15 protein-coding genes are annotated in these 20822 nt (G+C 73.8%); 7 read left to right on the forward strand and 8 right to left on the reverse strand.

Translation table 11 applies throughout. The annotated features are described in order from the left end of the window. Window positions 1–367 precede the first annotated feature (367 nt). The gene (locus ACFVFQ_RS22540; protein ID WP_383418806.1) at window positions 368–2290 is read left to right on the forward strand and encodes a beta-N-acetylglucosaminidase domain-containing protein; all 1923 of its coding nucleotides are present in this window, start codon (window positions 368–370) and stop codon (window positions 2288–2290) included. Window positions 2291–2376: 86 nt separating this feature from the next. Further along, complete coding sequence (locus ACFVFQ_RS22545) at window positions 2377–3048, forward strand: transcriptional regulator (protein ID WP_383418808.1); 672 nt, start codon at window positions 2377–2379, stop codon at window positions 3046–3048. A gap of 419 nt (window positions 3049–3467) precedes the next feature. Here the strand turns inward: ACFVFQ_RS22545 and alc are convergent, their stop codons facing one another. From alc to ACFVFQ_RS22565, 4 genes are all read right to left on the reverse strand, one after another. Further along, the gene (alc, locus tag ACFVFQ_RS22550; RefSeq protein ID WP_383418810.1) at window positions 3468–4619 is read right to left on the reverse strand and encodes an allantoicase; all 1152 of its coding nucleotides are present in this window, start codon (window positions 4617–4619) and stop codon (window positions 3468–3470) included. After that, window positions 4616–5956, reverse strand: a complete 1341-nt coding sequence (gene allB, locus ACFVFQ_RS22555) for an allantoinase AllB (protein ID WP_383418812.1) — start codon at window positions 5954–5956, stop codon at window positions 4616–4618. Before allB ends, alc begins: the two co-directional genes overlap by 4 nt. 176 nt (window positions 5957–6132) lie before the next feature. After that, entirely contained in the window at window positions 6133–7686 is a 1554-nt protein-coding gene (locus ACFVFQ_RS22560) for an NCS1 family nucleobase:cation symporter-1 (RefSeq protein ID WP_383418814.1), read from the reverse strand. Window positions 7687–7728: 42 nt separating this feature from the next. Next, window positions 7729–8535: an aspartate/glutamate racemase family protein gene (locus tag ACFVFQ_RS22565; protein WP_383418816.1), complete on the reverse strand. Its 807-nt coding sequence runs from the start codon at window positions 8533–8535 to the stop codon at window positions 7729–7731. A 260-nt stretch (window positions 8536–8795) separates the two neighbouring features. Between ACFVFQ_RS22565 and ACFVFQ_RS22570 the strand changes: the two genes are divergently transcribed. After that, entirely contained in the window at window positions 8796–9599 is an 804-nt protein-coding gene (locus ACFVFQ_RS22570) for an IclR family transcriptional regulator (protein WP_383418817.1), read from the forward strand. Window positions 9600–9630: 31 nt separating this feature from the next. Here ACFVFQ_RS22570 and ACFVFQ_RS22575 read toward each other — a convergent pair whose 3' ends face one another. Continuing rightward, window positions 9631–9945, reverse strand: a complete 315-nt coding sequence (locus ACFVFQ_RS22575; RefSeq protein ID WP_383418819.1) for a DUF5955 family protein — start codon at window positions 9943–9945, stop codon at window positions 9631–9633. A 558-nt stretch (window positions 9946–10503) separates the two neighbouring features. On the opposite strand from ACFVFQ_RS22575, the gene ACFVFQ_RS22580 reads away from it, so the two are divergent. The 4 genes from ACFVFQ_RS22580 (at window position 10504) to ACFVFQ_RS22595 (ending at window position 15267) form a co-directional block, all read left to right on the forward strand. After that, window positions 10504–10740, forward strand: a complete 237-nt coding sequence (locus tag ACFVFQ_RS22580; protein ID WP_383418821.1) for a hypothetical protein — start codon at window positions 10504–10506, stop codon at window positions 10738–10740. A gap of 114 nt (window positions 10741–10854) precedes the next feature. Further along, the gene (locus ACFVFQ_RS22585) at window positions 10855–11433 is read left to right on the forward strand and encodes an NTP transferase domain-containing protein (RefSeq protein WP_383418954.1); all 579 of its coding nucleotides are present in this window, start codon (window positions 10855–10857) and stop codon (window positions 11431–11433) included. Window positions 11434–11757: 324 nt separating this feature from the next. After that, window positions 11758–13398, forward strand: coding sequence for a malate synthase A (aceB, locus tag ACFVFQ_RS22590; RefSeq protein ID WP_383418823.1), 1641 nt, complete (start codon window positions 11758–11760; stop codon window positions 13396–13398). Window positions 13399–13647: 249 nt separating this feature from the next. After that, the gene (locus tag ACFVFQ_RS22595; protein WP_383418825.1) at window positions 13648–15267 is read left to right on the forward strand and encodes a translation initiation factor 2; all 1620 of its coding nucleotides are present in this window, start codon (window positions 13648–13650) and stop codon (window positions 15265–15267) included. A 25-nt stretch (window positions 15268–15292) separates the two neighbouring features. Here the strand turns inward: ACFVFQ_RS22595 and ACFVFQ_RS22600 are convergent, their stop codons facing one another. The 3 genes from ACFVFQ_RS22600 to ACFVFQ_RS22610 form a co-directional block, all read right to left on the reverse strand. Then, window positions 15293–17422, reverse strand: coding sequence for a tetratricopeptide repeat protein (locus tag ACFVFQ_RS22600; protein ID WP_383418827.1), 2130 nt, complete (start codon window positions 17420–17422; stop codon window positions 15293–15295). A 134-nt stretch (window positions 17423–17556) separates the two neighbouring features. Next, the gene (locus tag ACFVFQ_RS22605) at window positions 17557–19173 is read right to left on the reverse strand and encodes a YfcC family protein (RefSeq protein ID WP_383418829.1); all 1617 of its coding nucleotides are present in this window, start codon (window positions 19171–19173) and stop codon (window positions 17557–17559) included. Then, the gene (locus ACFVFQ_RS22610) at window positions 19170–20555 is read right to left on the reverse strand and encodes a M20/M25/M40 family metallo-hydrolase (RefSeq protein WP_383418831.1); all 1386 of its coding nucleotides are present in this window, start codon (window positions 20553–20555) and stop codon (window positions 19170–19172) included. The genes ACFVFQ_RS22605 and ACFVFQ_RS22610 overlap by 4 nt, the downstream gene beginning before the upstream one ends. Window positions 20556–20822 lie beyond the last annotated feature (267 nt).

The raw sequence follows: 20822 nt of genomic DNA on the forward strand, positions 1-20822 counted from the left end.
GGGCCTAGGTCCTGTCGTCAAACTCCCGTCGTTCGCCCGGAGGGCGGGCCGGGCGGTGGTCGGTGCGTGCTCTCGGCGTGCCGGGCGGCGGCCCCTGTACTGGACGTACTGGGGTCGTCGCCCGGTGCGGCGACGGGGGTCCCCCCGCCCGAGCCGCGCGGGGCTGGTTCGAGGGTGGGGGCGCGTTCCGGGCGCCGAACGGCAGGCGGGAGTTTGACGACAGGGCCTGGCCGCGGTCGCGGGCCAGTTCGGCCCGACCCGCGATCGGGTGAACCCTGGTGCCGCGCCCTGCCCGGCGGCGTTCCCCGGGCGCGCGGCACGCAGCACACTCCTCGGAGAGCCCCGCCGCACCGAGGAGGACCGAAGGATGCACCGGACGCGCACCGCCGCCGTCGCCGCCCTCGCGGTGGCCCTCGCCACGCTCCCGTTGACGGGTACGGGGCCGTCCCGCGCCGCGCCGTCCCGGACGGTCGACGACGCCAGGGACGGCTCCGCGACGGCCGCCCTCTCCCCCGTCCCGCGCTCCGTCCACGACCGCGGCGACCTCCTCACCGTCACCCCGACCGTGGCCCTCGTCGCCCAACGGGGCACCGACGCCCAGGCGCTGGCCCTGGTGGCGCGGTCCCTGAGGGCGGCCGGCGCCCGACGCGTCGTACGGGAGCCGCGGGCCGTCCCCGGGAGCGGGCGGCTGACCGTCTACGTGGGCGGGCCGGGCGCGGACCGCGCCCTGAAGGAACTGGGGGCGCACGGCGCCGCTGGGCTCCCCGCGGAAGGCTATGCGCTGGCCGCCGGCCGTGACCGGATCGCGCTGGCCGGCAGGGACGCCGCCGGCACCTACTACGCCGCCCAGACGCTGGCCCAGTTGCTGCCACACCGCGCCCGGCCGGGCGTCCGGGTGCGCGGCACCGTCGTACGGGACTGGCCGGCGACCCGGCTGCGCGGCGTCGTCGAGGGCTTCTACGGCACCCCCTGGTCGCACGCCGCCCGCCTCGACCAACTCGACTTCGCCGCCCGGCACAAGATGAACCTCTACGTCTACTCCCCCAAGAACGACGCCTACTTGCGGCAGAAGTGGCGCGACCCCTATCCGGCGCGCCAACTGGCCCAGATCAAGGAGCTGGTGGACCGGGCCCGGGCCCGGCACGTGGAGTTCACCTACGCGCTCTCCCCCGGGCTGTCCGTCTGCTACGGCTCGGACGCCGACGTCCGGGCGCTGACGGGGAAGTTCGCGACCCTGTGGAACATCGGGGTGCGGACCTTCGCGGTGCCGTTGGACGACATCAGCTACACCACCTGGCACTGCGCCGCGGACCGGCGGAAGTTCGGGACCGGCGGCGGTGCGGCCGGGAGGGCCCAGGCCCAGTTGCTCAACCGCGTCAACCGGGAGTTCATCGCCCGCCATCCGGGCGCCCGGCCGCTCCAGATGGTGCCGACCGAGTACCACGACCTCAAGGCGACCCCGTACAAGGCCGCGCTCGCCGCCCAACTGGACCACAACGTCCTGGTGGAGTGGACGGGCGTGGGCGTGCTCGCGCCCACCATCGGCGCCGCGCAGGCCCAGCAGGCCCGCAGGCTCTTCGGGCACCCGATCCTGCTCTGGGACAACTACCCGGTCAACGACTACGTCACCAAGCGGCTGATGCTCGGGCCGCTCAACGGGCGAGGCCGCGGACTGCCGGCCCGGCTCGCCGGGTTCACCGCGAACCCGATGATCCAACCCGCCGCGTCCGAACTGGCCCTGGCCACCGCCGCCGACTACGCCTGGAACGACCGGGCGTACGACGCGCGGGCCTCCTGGGACCGCGCCATCGCGGAGCTGGCCGGCGGCGACGCCCGCACCGCCCGCGCCCTGCGCGCCTTCGCGGACGTCAACTACGCCTCGGGGATCAACCCGCACCAGGCGCCCGAACTGGCCGCCGCCCTGGCCCAGTTCCGTAGGGGCGGCGGGGCGCGGCGACTGGACGCGGTGCTGCGCGAACTGCGGGACGCGCCCGGTGTGCTGCGCGGCCGGCTCGCCGACCACCGCTTCGTCCGCGAGTGCGCGCCCTGGTTGGACGCCACCCGGGACTGGGGCGTGGCGGCCCGTGAGGCCCTGCGACTGATCGAGGTGAACCGGACGGGCAAGCGGGCGTCGGCCCGGCAACTACGGGCGCGCATCCCGGGGTTGGTGGCCCGGGCGAAGTCGCACGTCTACGTGGACATGAACGGGAAGCGGGTCCCGGTGGTGGTCGGCGACGGGGTGCTGGACGCCTTCGTCCGGGAGGCGTTGGCGGGGCGGCGCGCGCAATGAGGTGATCCGGCCCGGTCCGCGCCCCTGGTGGCCGGCGCCCGCCCAGGAACTGGCCACCGCACCGCCCCTGATGAGAGGAGATCGCCATGGCCCGACCGGCCCGCCCGATGTCCGCCACCACCGTCCTGGAGGAGGCGGTCCGCGCGCTCGCCCCGGAGGACGGCGCCAACCGGCTCGTCCAACGGATCGCCGCGGGACAGGCGCCGCGCACGGTGTTCGCCGCCTTCGCCCTGGAGCAGCACCAGGTCATCGCCGCCGACCGGCACAGCTTCCAGCACCTGGCGCGCCGCGCGGACGGCGATCCGCCGGTGGCGGACTTCTTCGACCTGCTCGCCGAGGGGGAGTCCCGGGCCCTTGTGCGGCTGGCCGGGCTGACGGACGCCTGCGCGCTCACGGACCGGGACGTCGCCGGCTACCGGCCGCGCCCCGGCTGCCAGGCGTTCCCGTCGTACGCGGCCCGGCTGGCGCTGACCGCCGAACCGGCCGACGCGGCGATCGCGCTCACCGCCAACTTCGCGGCCTGGGGCGGCTACTGCGCCACCGTCCGCACCGCGCTGCGGGAGCACTACGGCTTCCCCGCGGCGGCCGACGACTTCTTCGCGCTGTTCGCCGAGCCGGCGCCGGAGGTGGCGGCCGCGGCCCGGGCGGCGGTGCAGCAGGGCCTGGACACCGGTCAGGCGCGTCCGGAGCGGGCGCACCGCTACGGGCAACTCCTCCAGGCGTACGAGGTGATGTTCTGGAACTCGCTGGACGAGTGATCCGTTTCCGGCGTGACGGAACGGAGCACGGCGGGGAGGACCGGCGGTGGGGGCACGGATGGCGGACGGGGAAATGCCGGCGCGGGCGGCGAAGTTGACGGCGCGGGCGGGGCGGCGGGCCGGCCGGAGCCGCTGCTGACGGCGGTGCACTGGCGGGTGGCGCTGGCGGTGGTCGTGGCGGGGGCCGGCGGCCGCATCACGGACGAGGCGGTGCCGGCGTACGCGCGGTTCAAGCGGGAGTCGGCGCACCGGGCCCCGAGCTCGGCGCGTACGCCGACGCCAAGGACCCGGTGGTGGACCTGGTGGCCGAGGTCGCCGAGCCGTGGGCGGCGGCGACGGGCTGGCGGCCCTGATGGACAGCTGGGGTTCTGAGGTGGTGCCTCATCAGGGCCGTGCCGCGGTGCGCCCGCGCCGGCAGGTCAGCCGTCCAAGTCGCCCTGGTCTGGGGCCAGTTGCCGGTGCCGGGCGGCCAGCCGGTCCGCTCCCTCCGCGGTGAGCGAGCCGTGCAGCCGGAGCCGCGCGATCCCGCCGTCGGGGAAGATGCCGAGCCGGACGTGGGTGGTGGGCGGGGCGTCGTCCAGCAGGAAGCGGTGGACGGTGTCGGGCTGGAGCCGGGTGCGGGGCAGCAGTTCGGCCCACTCGCCGTCCTCGCCGTCGCGCCCGAGGAGCGCGGCCCAGCCGGCGGCGTTGCCCTTGAGGTAGCCGGTGTCGATCTCCACCGCGCGGATCACGGACCGTTCGGTGAGGCGGTAGCGCACCCAGTCGTTGCCGCTGCCGCGGCGGCGCCGGGTCTCCCAGCCGTCGTCCATCTTGCGGGAGCGGCCCGGCCGGATGGTGTTGGTCGGCGAGGAGTAGAAGCGGTCCGAGGCGTCCTCGACCCGGCCGCCGTTCTCCAGCGCGACGAGGTCGAAGGTGCCCAGCGCGGCGAGCCAGCGGGGCGCGGGGACGACCTCGCCGTGGACCCGGAGGCGGGCGATGCCGCCGTCGGGGTGCTGGTTGAGCCGGAGGTGGGTGAAGCGGCGCTCGGCGTGGACGGCGAAGCCGTTGGCGGCGTGCCCGCCGATGACGGTGCGCGGGACGAGGGTGGTCCAGGCGACGTCGGTGGCGAGCAGCTCGGCCGGCGAGGGGGAGCCCTCGACGCAGGCGCCCTCGATGCTCACCGACTGCGGGTAGTTGCCGCGGAAGTGGGCGGTGTCGACGACGATGCCGCGGATCACGCCGGGGGCGCCGAGCCGGATCAGCGCCCAGTCGTGGTCGTCGTCGGTGGGGAAGGGGTGTTCGCCGTCGGCACCGCGCCGGCGCCGGGTCTCCCAGCCGTCCATGATCTTGCCCTTGTGGCCGAAGCGCTCGGGGTCGAAGACCGCCGGGTCCGGCTGCAGCAGGTTCTCCCGCTCGGCGAAGAACTCGTCGTTGGCGGCGAGCACGCCAGCGCCAAGCCGCCGGTCGGCGAGGTCGGGCAGGTGGGAGAAGGGGAAGCCGGCCGCGCCCGGCGTGCGGTAGTCGGCATACGGGTCGCCGCCCCCGTAGGGGCTGGCGTCGCCGGTGTAGCGGGGCAGCTCGCTGGTGGTCATGCGCGCGGCCTTTCGAGCAGTTCGCCGCTGGGCTCGGCGAGGGTGGTGCCGTCGTTGATCTGCCGGCCGCGCAGCCAGGTGGAGCGGACCACGCCGTGGAAGGTCTTCCCGGCGTAGGCGGTGATCTTATTGCGGTGTTGGAGCTCGACCGGGTCGACGGTGAAGGTCTCCTCCGGCGCCAGTACGGCGAAGTCGGCGTCCTTGCCGGGGGCGATGGCGCCCTTGGCGTCGAGGCCGACGAGCCGCGCCGGGGCGGCGGACATCCAGCGGGCCACGTCGTCGAGGGTGTGGCCGCGCTCGCGGGCGGCGGTCCAGATGGCGGGCAGACCGAGCTGGAGGGAGGAGATGCCGCCCCAGGCCGTGCCGAAGTCGGGGGTCTTGAGGTCGGGGGTGGAGGGCGAGTGGTCGGAGACGATGCAGTCGATGGTGCCGTCGGCCAGGCCCTGCCAGAGCACGTCCTGGTTGCCGGCCTCGCGGATCGGCGGGCAGCACTTGAACTCGGTGGCGCCGTCCGGGACTTCCTCGGCGGTGAGGGTGAGGAAGTGCGGGCAGGTCTCGACGGTGATCTGGACGCCCTCGGCGCGGGCGGCGGCGATCAGCGGCAGCGCGTCGCCGGAGGAGAGGTGCAGCACGTGCACCCGTGCGTCCAGCTTCCGGGCCAGGTCGATCAGGCCGGCGATGGCGTCGTTCTCGGAGGCGCGGGGGCGGGAGGCGAGGAAGTCGGCGTACTTGGGGCCGTGCACCTCGGGGGCGGCGTCCAGGTGGCCGGGGTCCTCGGCGTGCACGATCAGCAGCCCGCCGAAGCCGGCGATCTCGCCGAGCGCGGCGGCCAGTTGCTCCCGGTCGACCTGCGGGAACTCGTCGACGCCGGAGGGCGACAGGAAGCACTTGAAGCCGAAGACCCCGGACTCGTGCAGCGGGCGAAGGTCCTTGACGTTGCCGGGGATGGCGCCGCCCCAGAAGCCGACGTCGATATGGGCCTTGGCGCGGGCGACCGCGCGCTTGGTGTCGAGGTGGGCGACGGTGGTGGTGGGCGGGAGGCTGTTGAGCGGCATGTCCACGAGGGTGGTGATCCCGCCGGCCGCGGCGGCCCGGGTGGCGGTCCAGAAGCCCTCCCAGTGGGTGCGGCCGGGGTCGTTGACGTGTACGTGGGTGTCCACCAGGCCGGGCAGCAGGACGTCGTCGCCGAGGTCCGTGACCCGGGCCCCGGCCGGGGCCGCCGCGTCGTGCGGCAGGACGGCCACGATCCTGCCGTCCTGGACGGTGACGGAGGCGGCGCGCGTCCCCTCCGGGGTGACGACGCGAGTGGAACGCAGCACCAGCTCTATTTCGGACACCCGGTACCTCCCATATCGTTGCTTCATGGTCGCCGGTCGGCCCGCGCGGGGCACGGCTGCCGCGGACCGTGCCGCCCCGAGCCACATCCCCGGAAGCCGGGAATTCCGGTGCGGACCGCCGGTATACAGAAATTCAACAATCTGTTGAGCGAGTTTTCACTTCGAAACCCGGCCCGTCAAGACCCCTGTGCGGCGGCCGGGCCGGCGATCGCGTCCGCCCGCGCCGGTTCCGTCGTCGTCTCCCGCGCCTCGGCCCTGACCTGCGACGGGATGATGTCCTGCGGGATCGGCCCGGTGCCGGCGGCGGCCCGTTCGCGACCCGAGACCACGGCGTAGAGCAGCCCGGCGACCGACATCCCGAAGACCCAGGAGAACGGCGCCACGGCGTGGAAGAAGGGGATCAGCGCCAGCGCGGCGGAGACCGCGGCGGCCGGCAGGAACGCGAGCACGGCCTTGGGGTTGTAGCCCCTGCGGTAGTAGTAGGCGCCGGCGGCGTCGGCCGAAAACAGCGCATCGACATCGATCCGCCCCCGCCGCACCGCGTAGTAGTCGACGAGCAGGATCGCCACCAACGGGCCGAGGAAGGCCCCCAACGCCCCCAGGAAGTACTGGATCACCAACGCCGAGGAGTACAGCTTCCAGGGCAGGACCAGCACCGCCAGCACCGCGGTGATCATGCCGCCGCGCTTGAAGTCCAGGTACTTCGGCAGCAGGTTGGCGAAGTCGTAGGCGGGTGAGACGAAGTTGGCGACGACGTTGATACCGATGGTGGCCACGATGAAGGCGAGCGCGCCGACGACGGTCACGACCGGGTTGTCGATCTTCTGGATCACCTTCACCGGGTCGTAGATCGCCTCGCCGAAGACCGCGATGGTGCCGGCGGTGACCAGGACGGCGACCACCGCGAAGGCGGTGAAGTTCACCGGCAGCCCGATCAGGTTGCCCCGTCGGTAGGAGCGGTGGCTGGGAGTGAAGCGGGCGAAATCGGCGTAGTTGAGGACCAGCGTCAGGAAGGTGGCCACCGTGAGGCTGACCGCGATCAGGCTCTGCTGGAGCTGCGCGGCGGCGCCGAGCCCGGTCAGGCTGCGGGTCAGCGAGATGTCGCCGTGCGCCTTGATGACGAGGTAGAGCGCCAGCGCCAGCACCACCAGCCAGACCACCGGCCCGGTCGCGAAGTCCTGGACCTTGCGGATGAACTCCATCCCGCGCGTCAGCAACAGGGCCTGCAACCCCCACATCACCATGAACGCGACCCACCCCAAAGTGGACAGCCCCAGCACCGAGTTGTGGTTGTACGCATCCAGCCCCGGCGCGATCTGGAGCGTCAGCAGCACCACGGCCGTCGAGGCCAGCCAGGTCTGGATGCCGTACCAGGCCACCGCCATGACCGCGCGCAGCAGCGCCGGGACGTTGGCGCCGTAGACGCCCCAACTCGCCCTCGCCAGCACCGGATACGGGACGCCGGTGCGGTGCCCGGCGTGCCCCATCCGGTTCATGAACCAGTAGACGATCGTGATGCCGGCGAGCAGCGCGGCGAACACCTCCCAGGCCGGCAGCCCCAGCACGAAGAGGCTGGCGGCGAAGGCGTAGTTGCTGATCGCGTGGGTGTCCGACATCCACAGCGCGAAGACGCTGTACGTGCCCCAGCTGCGCTTCGCGGTCGGCGCGAGGTCCTCGTTGAACAACCGCGGGTCCGGTGGCCCCGGACGGCCTTGCGGGGATGTGCTCATGTGTCCTCCCAGGCAGGTTGGGTGGAGCTTAGGAACGAGTCATCAGATGCCTGATGTCTTGCGCGAAAAATCCTTGTTACGGGCGGAGTCCCGTTGCCGCCCCCGGTCTCCCGCGTCCGACAGCCCGAGGTGGGTACTGAGCGGCCAGGAGCCGATGGCCTTCGGGCGCGGCGGCGCGAAGCTCCGTTGCGTGCTGGTGGTCAGCCCGAGGTCGACCAGCGTCTCGGCGAACTTCACCGCGGCGGCGACGCCGTCCACGACCGGCACCCCGAGCTCCGCCGCGACCTCCTCCTGGAGCCCGGCCATCCCGCCGCACCCCAGACAGATCACCTCCGCGCCGTCCCGGACCACTTGGCGCGCGGTCTCGATGATCACCGCGACGGTCCGCTCGGGGTCCTCCTCCAACTCCAGGACGCCCAGGCCACTTCCGCGCACGCCGGCGCACCGCTGGAGCAGCCCGGCGGTCAGCAGCCGGTCCCGGATCTGCGGTACCGCGCGGTCGAGGGTGGTGACGACGCCGTACGCGTGGCCGAGCATCAGCGCCATCTGCGCCGCGGACTCGGTGATGTCCAGGACGGGGACGTCCAGCAGTTCCTGCGCCCCCTCGCGGCCCGGTTCGCCGAAGCCGGCCATGACCAGTGCGTCGAACGGGGTGTCCAGGGTGGCGAGCCGATCCAGGACGGCGGCGGCGCTGAGGTACCCCTCGAAGTGCCCCTCGATGGACTCGGGCCCCCACAGGGGTTCGGTGGCGAGAATCTCGGTGCCGGGGGCGGCGACCGCGGTGGCGGTGGCGCGAATCGAAGCGGTCATGGAAGCCGTGGTGTTCGGGTTCATGACGAGAATGCGCATGACGCTCCAGCAATTTGGAGGATTCCACAGAATGGATAGTAGGTTTCGCGCAGCAGAACGTAGCTATGGCCACTGGCACCGTCAAGAGATCTGCGCAAGGAGCCTGCCCCACCGGCCTTACGGGCGCTGACCGGCGGGAACGACTGTGCGGTACGCGGTGTGCCCGCGCGGCACGACCGGTAGGCTGCTCCGGTCGGGCCCGGCGCCCGTAAGGCGTAGAGCTTCAGACCGATCCGACCCCGCCCCGAAAGGAACGCGACGTGCCGCCGTCCAGCGCCAGCACCTCCGCAGCCGATGCCAAACCAGCAGGCGCCAGCGGTGGGGTCCAGTCCCTTGAGCGCGCCTTCGACCTGCTGGAGCGGATGGCCGACGCCGGCGGCGAGGTCGGCCTGAGCGAGCTCTCCGCCAGCAGCGGGCTGCCGCTGCCGACCATCCACCGGCTGATGCGCACGCTGGTCGCCTGCGGCTACGTCCGCCAGCAGCCCAACCGCCGGTACGCCCTCGGGCCGCGGCTGATCCGCCTCGGCGAGAGCGCCTCCCGCCTGCTGGGCACCTGGGCGCGGCCGTTCCTGGCCCGCCTGGTGGAGGAGACCGGCGAGACCGCCAACATGGCGCTCTTGGACGGCGACGAGATCGTCTATGTCGCGCAGGTGCCCTCCCGGCACGCGGTGCGGATGTTCACCGAGGTCGGCCGCCGCGTCCTGCCGCACTCCACCGGCGTCGGCAAGGCGCTGCTGGCCAACCACCCGCCGGAGGAGGTCCGCGCCCTGCTCGGCCGCACCGGCATGCCCGCCGCGACCGAGAAGACCATCACCGACCCGGAGCGCTTCCTCGACGCCCTCGCCGACGTCCGCCGCCTCGGCTACGCCGTGGACGACAACGAGCAGGAGATTGGCGTCCGCTGCCTGGCGGTCCCGGTCCCCAACTCGCCCACCTCCGCGGCGATTTCCATCTCCGGGCCGACCGGCCGGGTGACGGAGGCCGCGACCGACAAGATCGTCCCGGTGCTGCAGGACGTGGCGGCCCAACTGTCGGTGGCGCTGGCCAACCAGACGCCCGGGTGACGCCCGGGTGGGGCGGCCCGTCGGCGCCGCCTCACCTCGTCGGTAACCGCCCGAAGCGATCGATCCGTTCCCGCACCTCGGACAGCGCCGGCGACAGCGCGCTGACCGAGCCCACCGCCCCGGCTATCAGCAGCAGCGAGCGGCGCAGCCGGGCCACCTCGGGCCGCCCGTGGCTCACCATCGCGTCCAGCGCGGCCAGTTCCTCGTCGGCGGCCGGCCGGTCCGGTAACTCGCCGGGGAGCGCGGCCAGTTGGCGACGGAGCCGGGCCACCGCGGTCCGCAGTTCGCGCACCCGCGGGTCGCCGGCGTCCCCGGCCGAACGACTTTCCCTCTTCAGCTGTTCCACAACTACGGCGCCCTCCAAGGCCGTTGCCCGTTCCGCGATGCGGGGACAGTTAACGCCACTCTGCGCCACCCGCGCCATACACAGAGCCAAAAAACCGGCCCGTGGGCCGGTCCGGCGGGGCGCCCACCCCGTCGCATGGCGCGAAGCCGGGACACCAGCCCGTTCTCGTAGCCCCCTTACGCGTCACGCCGGGGTATCGGGAGGCCCCCCTCGCCCCCTCTCCCCCACCCGTCTCCCCTGGCCGATTTTCGCCTCTCGATCTCCGATTCCCCTACCCCACGGCCGGCTTCACCTCGCCCCCACGCGCCCCTCCCGCCCCTCGCGGCCACTGCGCGCGCCGCGCACGTCCCGCGCGCGAATACCCGGCCACTTCCTGACCATGCGTCAGCACGTGCGTTCCCCAGGACGCCCGTTGGCGTGGGCGTATCCCGTACAAGGCGTATGGCGCGACGCGATGGAGCATTCTCCCTTCCGTGGAAATATCCGGCATATCACCGAATCGACATAGCGCCGGATCGCACCGCACCGGAACACCGCACCACTGGATCGGAGAACGCCATGGAGCCCAACCCCGGCCCCACCCCCGGCCCGAACCCCGACCCCGACTCCCGGCACATCAGCGTCATCCAGCTCATCTGCCGGGCATACGGCCTGACCGACGCGTCCGAGATCACCGAGGAGCACATACACCGTTACGTCAGCGAGCGCCGGCGCGCGGACGAGCGGACGGACCAGCTCCGGGACCGGCTGCGGCCGCGGATCCCGCGCCAGCGGACATCGGGGGACGCGGCCTGAACCAGGGCCGCGGGGGCGCCGCGCACCGCCATGAGGTAAGCAGTTGCCATGGCACATCCAGGGGAGAGCGCAGACGCCAGGGGGCAAGCGGGGAACGCACGGCCCGAGGGGAAGGTGGCCGGGCTGCTGCTCGCCGCGGGCGGCGGGCGGCGGCTGGGGGGCCGACCGAAGGCGCTGCTCGACCACCGGGGACGCCCGTTGGTCGAGCATGCCGCCCGCGTCCTACGGGACGGCGGCTGCGGCCCGGTACACATCGTGTTGGGCGCGGCCGCCGAGACCGTACGGGAGCGGGCACAGCTGACCGGCTACCACGTCTCGGTGAACCCCAACTGGGCGGCAGGCATGGGCAGTTCACTCCGGGTGGGGCTGGCCGCGCTGGCCGGTTCGAGGGCGGACGCCGTACTGGTGTCCCTGGTGGACCAGCCCGGCATCGGGGCCGCCGCGGTGGCCCGGCTGGTGGCCGCCGCCACGGGGCGGGGGGCGCTGGCCGCCGCGGCGTACGGGGGCGAGCGGGGGCACCCGGTGCTGTTCGGCGCCGACCGGTGGGCCGACGTCGCGGCAAGCGCGGAGGGCGACCGCGGGGCGCGGACCTACCTCCGGCAGCACGCCGACGCGCTGACCCTCGTCGAGTGCGGCGACGTGGCCGAACCGTACGACATCGACACCCCGGACGATCTGACGCGGTTGGAGTGACGGCCGGGCGGGCGGGACGCGCAGAACGCCCGCCGCGGGCGGAAGTTGACGGGAAACGGAGGTCGCGGAGGTCCGCCGGGAGCGGGGTAATGGAGAGTGACCACGGTGGCACCGAGAGCCATTCGATCACCACTTCTGTCGACTCGGAGAATCTCGATGTCAACAAACCATTGAAGTTCCGCGATAAGGAAACTAGTCTCCACTGGTCAGAAGCGCCCTGTACCCGAACGGCGCCCGCGACCGTATTTCGGAACTGGCGGCACCCGGTGCCGTCCAGGTGCCCCGGCGGCCGCCAGGCAGCGCCGCTGAATGGAGTGACAGCACATGTCCGCACCAGCGCCGTCCCCGCTGGCCATCGTCGACGTCGACGCCGCCCACACCCCGGAGCGGCAGGACGAGGTCCTGACCGACGCCGCACTCGCCTTCGTCGCCGAGCTGCACCGGCGGTTCACCCCCCGCCGGGACGAGCTGCTCGCCCGCCGCGGTGAGCGCCGCGCCGAAATCGCCCGGACCAGCACGCTGGACTTCCTGCCCGAGACCGCGGAGATCCGTGCGGACGACAGTTGGCGGGTCGCCGAGGCGCCCGCCGCGCTCAACGACCGCCGGGTGGAGATCACCGGCCCCACCGACCGCAAGATGACCATCAACGCGCTGAACTCCGGCGCCAAGGTGTGGCTCGCCGACTTCGAGGACGCCTCCGCTCCCACCTGGGAAAACGTCGTGGGCGGCCAGCTCAATCTGATCGACGCCTACGAGCGGAAGATCGACTTCACCGACGCCCGCACCGGCAAGTCCTACGCCCTCAAGCCGGCCGAGGAGCTCGCCACCGTCGTGATGCGGCCGCGCGGCTGGCACCTGGAGGAGCGCCACCTCCAGTTCGAGGGCCGCCCGGTCCCCGGCGCGCTGGTCGACTTCGGCCTGTACTTCTTCCACAACGCGCAGCGCCTGCTGGACCTCGGCAAGGGCCCGTACTTCTACCTGCCGAAGACCGAGTCGTACCTGGAGGCCCGCCTCTGGAACGAGATCTTCGTCTTCGCCCAGGACTACGTCGGCATCCCGCAGGGCACCATCCGCGCCACGGTCCTCATCGAGACCATCACCGCCGCGTACGAGATGGAGGAGATCCTCTACGAGCTGCGCGACCACGCCTCGGGCCTGAACGCCGGCCGCTGGGACTACCTCTTCTCCATCGTCAAGAACTTCCGGGACGGCGGCGCCAAGTTCGTCCTCCCGGACCGCAACGCGGTGACGATGACCGCCCCGTTCATGCGCGCCTACACCGAACTCCTGGTCCGCACCTGCCACAAGCGCGGTGCGCACGCCATCGGCGGCATGGCGGCCTTCATCCCCAACCGCCGGGACCCGGAGGCCAACGAGAAGGCGCTGGCCAAGGTCCGAGCCGACAAGGACCGGGAGGCCGGCGACGGCTTCGACGGCTCCTGGGTCGCCCACCCGGACCTGGTCCCGATCGCCCGCGCCTCCTTCGACGCGGTCCTCGGCGACAAGCCCCACCAGAAGGACCGGCTCCGCGAGGACGTCTCGGTCGCGGCCGCGGACCTCATCGCCGTCGACTCGCTGGACGCCAAGCCCACCTACCAGGGTCTGGTCGACGCGGTCCAGGTCGGCACCCGTTACATCGAGGCGTGGCTGCGCGGCCTCGGTGCGGTCGCCATCTTCGGCCTCATGGAGGACGCCGCCACCGCCGAGATCTCCCGCTCGCAGATCTGGCAGTGGGTCGACGCCGGTGTCGTCTTCGCGGAGGAGGGGCACGCCGGCACCAAGGTCACCGCCGACCTGGTGCGGGAGATCGCCGCCCGCGAACTCGCCGCCATCCGCGCCGAGTTGGGCGACGAAGCCTTCGCCTCCGGCAAGTGGCAGCAGGCCCACGACCTGCTCCTGAAGGTCTCCCTGGACGCCGACTACGCCGACTTCCTGACCCTGCCGGCTTACGAGCTGCTGGGCTGATCGACGACGGCTCCCGGGCCCGCGCACACCGCCGCTTCGGGGTGGGCGCGGGCCCTTCGCCGTCCCAGGAACCCCACGAGTACCATCGCCGCATGCCGCCGCCCGCCTCCCCCGAAGCCCCCCTCCCCCATTCCACGAAAACCCCCTCCGCGGCGCCCCAGGCCACTACGATGCACGCTGGTCCAGCGGGCAGCGGGCAGCGGGCAGCGGGCAGCGGGCAGCGGGCAGCGGGCAGCGGGCAGCAAGTCGGTGTTGTTCGCGGTGCGTTCGGCGGTCGCGCTGCACCGGCTCCTGGACGTGCTGCCGGTCTTCGCCGGTGACCGGCGCATCCGGCGCCACTTCACCCTCGTCCCCGGCTCCACCTTCGCGACCGAGGCGCTCGGCGCGCTGGACGGGGCCGGGGCCCGGCTCGTGCCGTGGGACGACGCCGTCCGGACCTCCTACGACCTCGTCCTCGCCGCCAGCCCCAAGGGCGACCTGGACCGGCTCCGCGGCCCGCTCGTCCTGCTGCCGCACGGCGCGGGCTTTGGCAAGTCGCTCCCCGGGGAGGGCTCGGCGGACTCCGCCTCCGGGTTGGACGCGACGTTCCTGATACGGGACGGCGCCCCGCTCGCCGCTCTGCACGCACTGGCCCACGGCGACCAGGTCGCCGCGCTGGCGGCGCGCTGTCCCGCCGCGGCGCCGCGCGCGGCCGTCGTCGGGGACCCCACCCTGGACCGGCTGCTCGCCTCCCGGGGGCGGCGCGAGCGGTACCGGGCCGCGCTCGGCACCGGCGACCGCCGGCTGATCGTCCTCACCTCCACCTGGGGGCCAGAGTCCCTCCTCGCCCGGCACCCCGGGCTCCCCGCCCGGCTCGTCGCCGAACTCCCGCAGGACGCCTACCAGGTGGCGCTGGTCCTGCACCCCAACGACCGCAGCGAGACCGGGACCCTGGACCTCACCGAGTGGCTCGCCCCGGCCGTCGCCGGCGGGCTGTTGGTGCCCCGTCCCTACGAGGAGTGGGCCGCCGTCCTGGTAGCCGCGGACGCGGCGCTCACCGATCACGGCTCGACGGCCCTGTATGCCGCGGCCCTGGACCGCCCGCTGCTCGCCGTCTGCGACGACGGCGCGGAACTGCTCCCCGGCAGCCCGATGGCGCGCCTGCTCGCCGCTGTCCCCGCGTTCCGCTCGCCCGACGACCTCGCCGCCGCCATCGCGGGGCACCGCCCGGGGTCCGTCCGCGCGCTGGCCGACGACGCCTTCGCGGAGCGGGGACGGGCACTGGAGCGGCTGCGGGCCGCGGTATACGGGCAGTTGGGGCTGGACCCGCCTGCCACGCCCGCCGAGCCCCGGCTGCTCCCGCCGCCGCGCTGCACCGCCCCCGCGCCGGTCGCCTGGGCGGTCCGTACCACGGTCGACGGCACCACGGTCTCCGTCGAGCGCCATCCGCCGGGCGGGGACGGCCCGTTGGGGCACCTGGCCGTCGAGGAGGACGCCGCCGGCGTCCGGCACGCCCGGTCGGCGGGGGTGCTCTTCCGCCGCGCCCGCCCGGCATCCGGCGATGCCGCCTGGACGGCGGGCGGTTGGACCGCCGATGCGCTCGCCCGCTACCCGGGACGCCGCACCGCCGCCGTGCTGCTCGCCGCCGACCGTTGCGTGCTGCGCCGGCCGGGCGGGGCGCTGCTGTCCGTCCGGGTCGCGGCCCAAGAGGAGGCCGGTCGGGTCCACAGGCCCGATCCGGCCGCCGTGGTGTCGGCCGTCCACGCCTGGCTCGCCACCTCCGAGGCAGCGGCGACCTGGCCCGTTACCCTCATCTGCCGGATCGGTGGCCGGAGTTACCGCGCCCGGCTGGCGCCCGCCACCGAGGACGAGGCCGCCCTGGAGGTCTGAGCGGGCGGCCGGCGGGCGGTTGCGGTCAGTCGCGGCGGCGACCGCCGGCCCGTTCCCGGACCGCGCGGGCGGCCTCCCGGTGGGCGGCGGCCGCCGCATCGTCCCCGGTTTCCGCGGCGAGGTCGGCGAGCGCGTCCAGCACCCGCACCTCTTCCGTGGTGGAGCCGCGTTGGCGGGCCCCGGCGAGGGCGGCCTCGTAGAGCGCGCGGGCCGGCTCCGGGCGGCCGCGGCGCGCAAGCACCCGCCCGAGGGCGAGGCCGGTGCGCGCGGTCATCCGCTCCCGTCCCAGCTCCCGCGCCGCCTCGTGGGCCCGGGTCAACTCCGCCTCGGCGCGGTCGAGTTCGCCGAGCCCCTCCCACGCCTGCCCGAGCTGGTAGTCGAGCAGCAGCACGCCGTAGGGGTTGGGGAGCTCCGCGTGGATGCGGGCGGAGCGCTGGTAGTCGGGGACGGCGGCGGCCCAGTGGCCCTGCTCGGCCTGGAGCCGCCCGCGGAATTCGAGCGCCGAGGCGTACAGCTTGCGGTCCGCCGCGTCGGTGCCGAGCAGGGCCGCGCCGCTCACCGCGGCGTCCAGCTCCCGCCCGGCCTCCTCGTACCGCTCGGACTCCCACAACGGGCGCGCCAGTTGGCAGCGCATCCGGATGGTGGCCCTTAGGTCCTCGGCGCGTTGGGCGGCGTCCCGGCCGACGCGGAAGGAGTCGATGTGGTCGGCGCTGCCGGGGTGGTCCAGGAGGTGCGTCCACAGCGGCTCGCACAGCGCCCAGGACTCGGCGTGCAGCCCGGCGGCGGACGCCAGGTGGACCCCTGCGTGCAGGACCCGCCGCTCGGCGTGCAACCACTGCCGGGCGGTCGACTCGTCGGGGAAGTCCAGGTCAGGCGCTTCCGGGAGGGCGGCGGCGGGCGGGGCCAGGGTCATCCGGGGGCCGGCCGCGTGGTCGGCGCGCTGGGCCTGGCGGAGCAGCCAGCGCAGCAGCCGACGCCGCCCGTCGTCCGCCTCGTTTGGTGTCCCGTCGGCGGCCCGGCGGCGGGCGTGGCCGCGGACCAGGTCGTGCATCCGCAGTCGTTCGGCGGGGGCGTCGCCGTCCGGGTGGGCGTCCACGGCGTCCGGGTCCGGGCCGGCGTCGAGCAGGCCGGCCCGCTCCAGCTCGGCCAGCGCGTCCGCGGCGGCGTCCGGGCCCGTGCCGAGGAGGGCGGTGGCGGCTTCCGGGGAGAGGGCCACACCGGGGAGGGCGGCGAAGAGTCGGTACGCGGCGCCGGCCTGCGGGGTGAGGTCCCCGTATGCGGTGTCCCAGACGTGCTCGATGTCCGGCACCCCCTTCTCCCGTAGTTCCGCGGCGAGTTCGGTGGTGAGGCGGGTCCAGCCGCGCCGCCGGTTGCGCCGCACCCAACGGCCGGCGACCCGTAGCGCGGCCGGTAGTCCGCCACACCCTTCGGCGAGCGCGGCGGCGGTCTGCGGACGGGCGGTCAGGGCGGGATCGTTGACGGTGTGCAGCAGGAGCCGTACGGCGTGCTCGTCGGCGAGCGGGCGGAGCGGGAGTTCGACGGCCGTGCCCGGTTCGAGGTCGTCGAGGCGGTGTTGGCCCGCCAGGATCACCACGCTTCCGGGCGAGGACGGCAACAGCAGGGCAGCCTCCGCCTCGAAGCCGCGGACGTTGTCCAGGACGACCACCAGGCGGCGGTGCCGGGTCTCGTCCCAGTATTGGCCGCGGCGGGCGGCGAACGACCGCTCCACCCAGTCGTGTTCGACGCCCAGGGTGCGCAGCAGTTGGCCCAGGGATTCGTGTAGGTCGACGGCGCCGGCGCGCCGGTCGGCGTCGAGGTCGGCGTAGAGCACGCCGTCGGGGCAGCGGGCCTGCAGGCGCCGGGCGAGCCGGAAGGCGAGTTCGGTCTTGCCCACGCCGGACAGGCCGGTCAGCGCGAGGATCAGCGGCCGGTCGGCGGACTGGGTGTCGAGCCACGCCTCAGCGGCCTCCAGGGCCGCGGACTGCTCCTCCTCACGGTCCTCGAAGTGCCCGATCTCCGGCGGTAATTGACAGGGGGTCCGGCGGGGCGCGGGCGCTCCCGCGGAGTGCAGGTGCACCGTGCCGATGCGCCCGGCCTGCACCAGGTGCTGCACCTCGGCACCGCCGCCCACGCTGTTCCTCGTCTCTTCGACCACGGGGCAACTCTAGGTGCGGTGACACCTGCCCGGCACCGGAACGCGGAGGTCCGCGGGATGGTCGGCCTGCGGCAGGGGCGGTTGTCAGTGGGGGCTCGTACGGTGGGGACATGCTCGGTTGTGGGGCGGGCGGTTCAGGTGAGAGCCGCCCCCAGCGCCACGAAGGCGCAGATGAGGAGGAAGAGGAGGGCGAGGTAGGGGGCGACGAAGCGGAGGTAGGTGTCGTAGCCGATTTTGGCGAGGGAGACGCCGCCCATGATGACGGCGGTGGTGGGGACCCAGAGGTTCATCCAGCCGCTGGCGGCCTGCCAGGCGGTGACGACGACGGGGCGGGTGACGCCGGCGAAGTCGGCGAGCGGGGCGAGGATGGGCATGGCGAGGGTGGCGTGTCCCGAGGTGGAGGGGATCAGGAAGGCCAGGGGGAGGTTGACCACGAAGACGATGACGCCGAAGAGGGCCGAGGGGGTGCCGGCGACCACGCCCTCGATGGAGTGCAGCACGGTGTCGGTGACCTTGGCGTTGTTCATGATGACGGTGACGCCGCGGGCCAGGACGATGACCAGGGCGGGCGAGATGAAGTCGGCGGCGCCCTGGATGAAGGTGGCGGTCAGGCGCTGCTCGCCCATCCGGGCCAGCAGCCCCACCAGCACCGAGCCGACCAGGAACATCGCCGCCAACTCCGGGAAGGACCAGTCCAGTTCCCAGGCGTAGGGGGTGGCGTCGGCGCGGCCGGTGAGGGCGCCGGACCACGGGATGACCGAGAAGATCATGAAGGCGAAGAGCAGGGTCACGGCGAGCAGGACCGTCTTGTGCAGGCCGGTCAGCGGCGGGGGTTCGGCGGTGTCCGGGGCGGTCTGGGCGTGGGCGCGGTCGCCGGGGAGGAAGCCGCAGAGCGAGCGGTCGGGGTCGGCGCGCACCCGGCGGGCGTAGCGGATGACGTAGGCGATGGTGACGGTGGTCAGCACCAGCCACATGGCGACGCGGAGGGTGATGCCTTCGCCTAGGGAGATCTCGGCGGCGGAAGAAGCGACGCCGGTGGCGAACGGGTTGACGGTGGAGCACAGCACGCCGATGCCGGCGCCCAGGATGATCGCGCCGGTGGCCACCAGTCGGTCGAAGCCGAGGGCCAGCATCAGCGGGACGATCAGGCCGTAGAAGCCCAGGGTCTCCTCGGCGAAACCCTCGACGGTGCCGAGCAGGGAGAAGACCGCCATCACGCCGGCGATGAGGAGGGCGCCGCGGTCGCGGAGGCGGTGGGCGAGGCGGCCGATCCCGCGGTCCAGGGCGCCGGTGGCGAAGACGACGGTGATGAAGGCGCCGATGGCCAGGACGAAGAGGAACACCCCGGCGCTGCCGTACAGTTCGCCGACCAGGTCCGGGCCCACCAGGCCGGTCTTGGTGTCCCGGACGCCGTAGAGGCCGTTGACCGGGGACAGGAAGAGGTCGCCGAGCCGCTCGGGGAAGGAGCGGCCGGAGGGGGCGGAGTGGTAGGTGCCCTGGAGGGGGCGGCCGGCGGCGCTGCGGGCGTAGGTGCCGGAGGGCAGCACGAAGGTCAGCGCCCAGATGACGATCGTGACCAGGACGAGGACGGTGAGGGCGCTGGGGAAGGTGAAGCGGCGGCCTCCGGTGTCCTCGCCTTCCGACACGGTCGCGCCGCCCGCCGGCGGCGTCGATGCACCGTCGGCGGGCGGCGTCCGGGCAGCGCCGTCGGGCGACTTCGGGGCCTCGTCGTCGGACGCCCCCGGGGTCATGCGGCACCTCCGGGCCGGTGCGCGGCGGCGTACTCGGCGAGGAAGGCGGCCTCGGCGAGCAGCGCGCCGCGGAGCTCGGAGCGCAGCACCCGTTCGTTGGGGCCGTGCAGATTGCAGAGGTTGTCCTCGGCGCCGAAGAGCAGGACCTCGGCGCCCGGTACCGCCGCGGCCAGGCCGTTGACCAACGGGATGGAGCCGCCGGACGCGGCGTGGACGGGGTCGTCGCCCCAGGCGCGGCGCAGCGCGGCGCGGGCTGCGCGGTAGGCGGGCCCGTCGGTGGCCGCCTCGTAACCGGGGCCGGTGTCACCGGGGGTGACGGTGAGCGTGACACCAAAGGGGCGCAGGCGGCGCAGGTGACGGACGAGGGCGTCCTGGGCCTGCTGCGGGTCCTGCCGGGGGTGGACCCGGAGGTTGAGCCTGGCGCGGGCGTGCGGGACGACGGCGGAGGCGCCGCGGTCCACGGAGGGGGCGTCCAGTCCGACCACGGTGAGCGCCGGGCCGTTCCACAGGCGTTCGCCGAGCCCGCCGGAGCCGAGGAGCGGCGTGCCCTCGCGCACCCCGGCCACCGCGCGGAACTCGTCCTCGGCGAGCGCGGTGCCGGGCCAGGGTTCACGGCGCAGCCCCTCGACGGCGACGTCGCCGTGCACGTCGTGGAGGGTGCCGAGCGCCTTGAGGAGGGCGAGCAGCGCGTCGGGGGCGGCGCCGCCGTACGCGCCGCTGTGGACGGCGGCTTGGAGGGTGTGCGCCTCGACGACGACGTCCGCGGTGCCGCGGAGGGCGGTGGTGAGGGTGGGGGTGCCGGGGCGGAGGTTGCCGGTGTCGGCGATGACCATCGCGTCGCAGGCGAAGGCGTCGGGGTCGGTGGGCGGGTAGGCGTCGAAGGCGCTGCCGTACTCCTCCTGCCCCTCGATGACGAGGTTGAGGCCGACCGGCGGCCGACCGCCGAACGCCCGGAGCGCGCCGATGTGCACCATCACATTGGCCTTGCAGTCGGCGATCCCGCGCGCCCGGATGCCGCCGTCGATGTCGGTGGGCTCGAACGGCGGGGAGTCCCAGAGGTGTTCGTCGCCCGGCGGCTGGACGTCGTAGTGCGCGTAGAGGAGGACGGTGGGGGCGTCCGGGGTGGGCGGGGGCACGCTGGCGGTGATCACCGGGGCGGTGTCGGGGAGGTTCAGCTCGCCGATCTCACTCACGCCGGCGCCCCGGAGGAGTTCGACGACGAGGTCGCGGGCCTGGAGGACGGGTTCCGGCGAGAAGCCGGGGAAGGCGATGGACGGGATGGCGGCGAGGCGTTTGAGGTCGGCGCAGAGGTCGTCCATCAGGCCGTCGACGATGGCTTCCAGCGTCGACGCCGGTTCCGGCGTGGTGGCTTCGTGGGGCACACGGGCCCCCTCTCTGTGGCGCCCGACCGCGGGGCGCACACGTTGACGGTCTGTCAGCTTTCGAATTCAACGGCACCATATCGGGCATATGGGGCGCGGCGAGGCCGCCACGTTGGGGCGGCGGGCGCCATGTCGCGGCTGGTGGCCGGCGGTTGGCGGCGCACCGCCGCCGCGGGTGCGCCGCGCCGCGAACTCCCGGTGGGCGCGCCCCCGCGGCGCCGGTCGGCGGTAGGGGTTCGCTCTACTATGGGCGTAGTAACGGCGCGA

It is taken from the genome of Streptomyces sp. NPDC057743 (assembly GCF_042798755.1).
Lineage (GTDB): Bacteria > Actinomycetota > Actinomycetes > Streptomycetales > Streptomycetaceae > Streptomyces.

Bases quoted from the DNA above. Each gene is read 5' to 3' on its own strand.
- ACFVFQ_RS22540 (WP_383418806.1), top strand. From the start codon at position 368: ATGCACCGGACGCGCACCGCCGCCGTCGCCGCCCTCGCGGTGGCCCTC.
- ACFVFQ_RS22545 (WP_383418808.1), top strand. From the start codon at position 2,377: ATGGCCCGACCGGCCCGCCCGATGTCCGCCACCACCGTCCTGGAGGAG.
- alc (WP_383418810.1), bottom strand. From the start codon at position 4,619: ATGACCACCAGCGAGCTGCCCCGCTACACCGGCGACGCCAGCCCCTAC.
- ACFVFQ_RS22560 (WP_383418814.1), bottom strand. From the start codon at position 7,686: ATGAGCACATCCCCGCAAGGCCGTCCGGGGCCACCGGACCCGCGGTTG.
- ACFVFQ_RS22565 (WP_383418816.1), bottom strand. From the start codon at position 8,535: ATGCGCATTCTCGTCATGAACCCGAACACCACGGCTTCCATGACCGCT.
- ACFVFQ_RS22580 (WP_383418821.1), top strand. From the start codon at position 10,504: ATGGAGCCCAACCCCGGCCCCACCCCCGGCCCGAACCCCGACCCCGAC.
- aceB (WP_383418823.1), top strand. From the start codon at position 11,758: ATGTCCGCACCAGCGCCGTCCCCGCTGGCCATCGTCGACGTCGACGCC.
- ACFVFQ_RS22605 (WP_383418829.1), bottom strand. From the start codon at position 19,173: ATGACCCCGGGGGCGTCCGACGACGAGGCCCCGAAGTCGCCCGACGGC.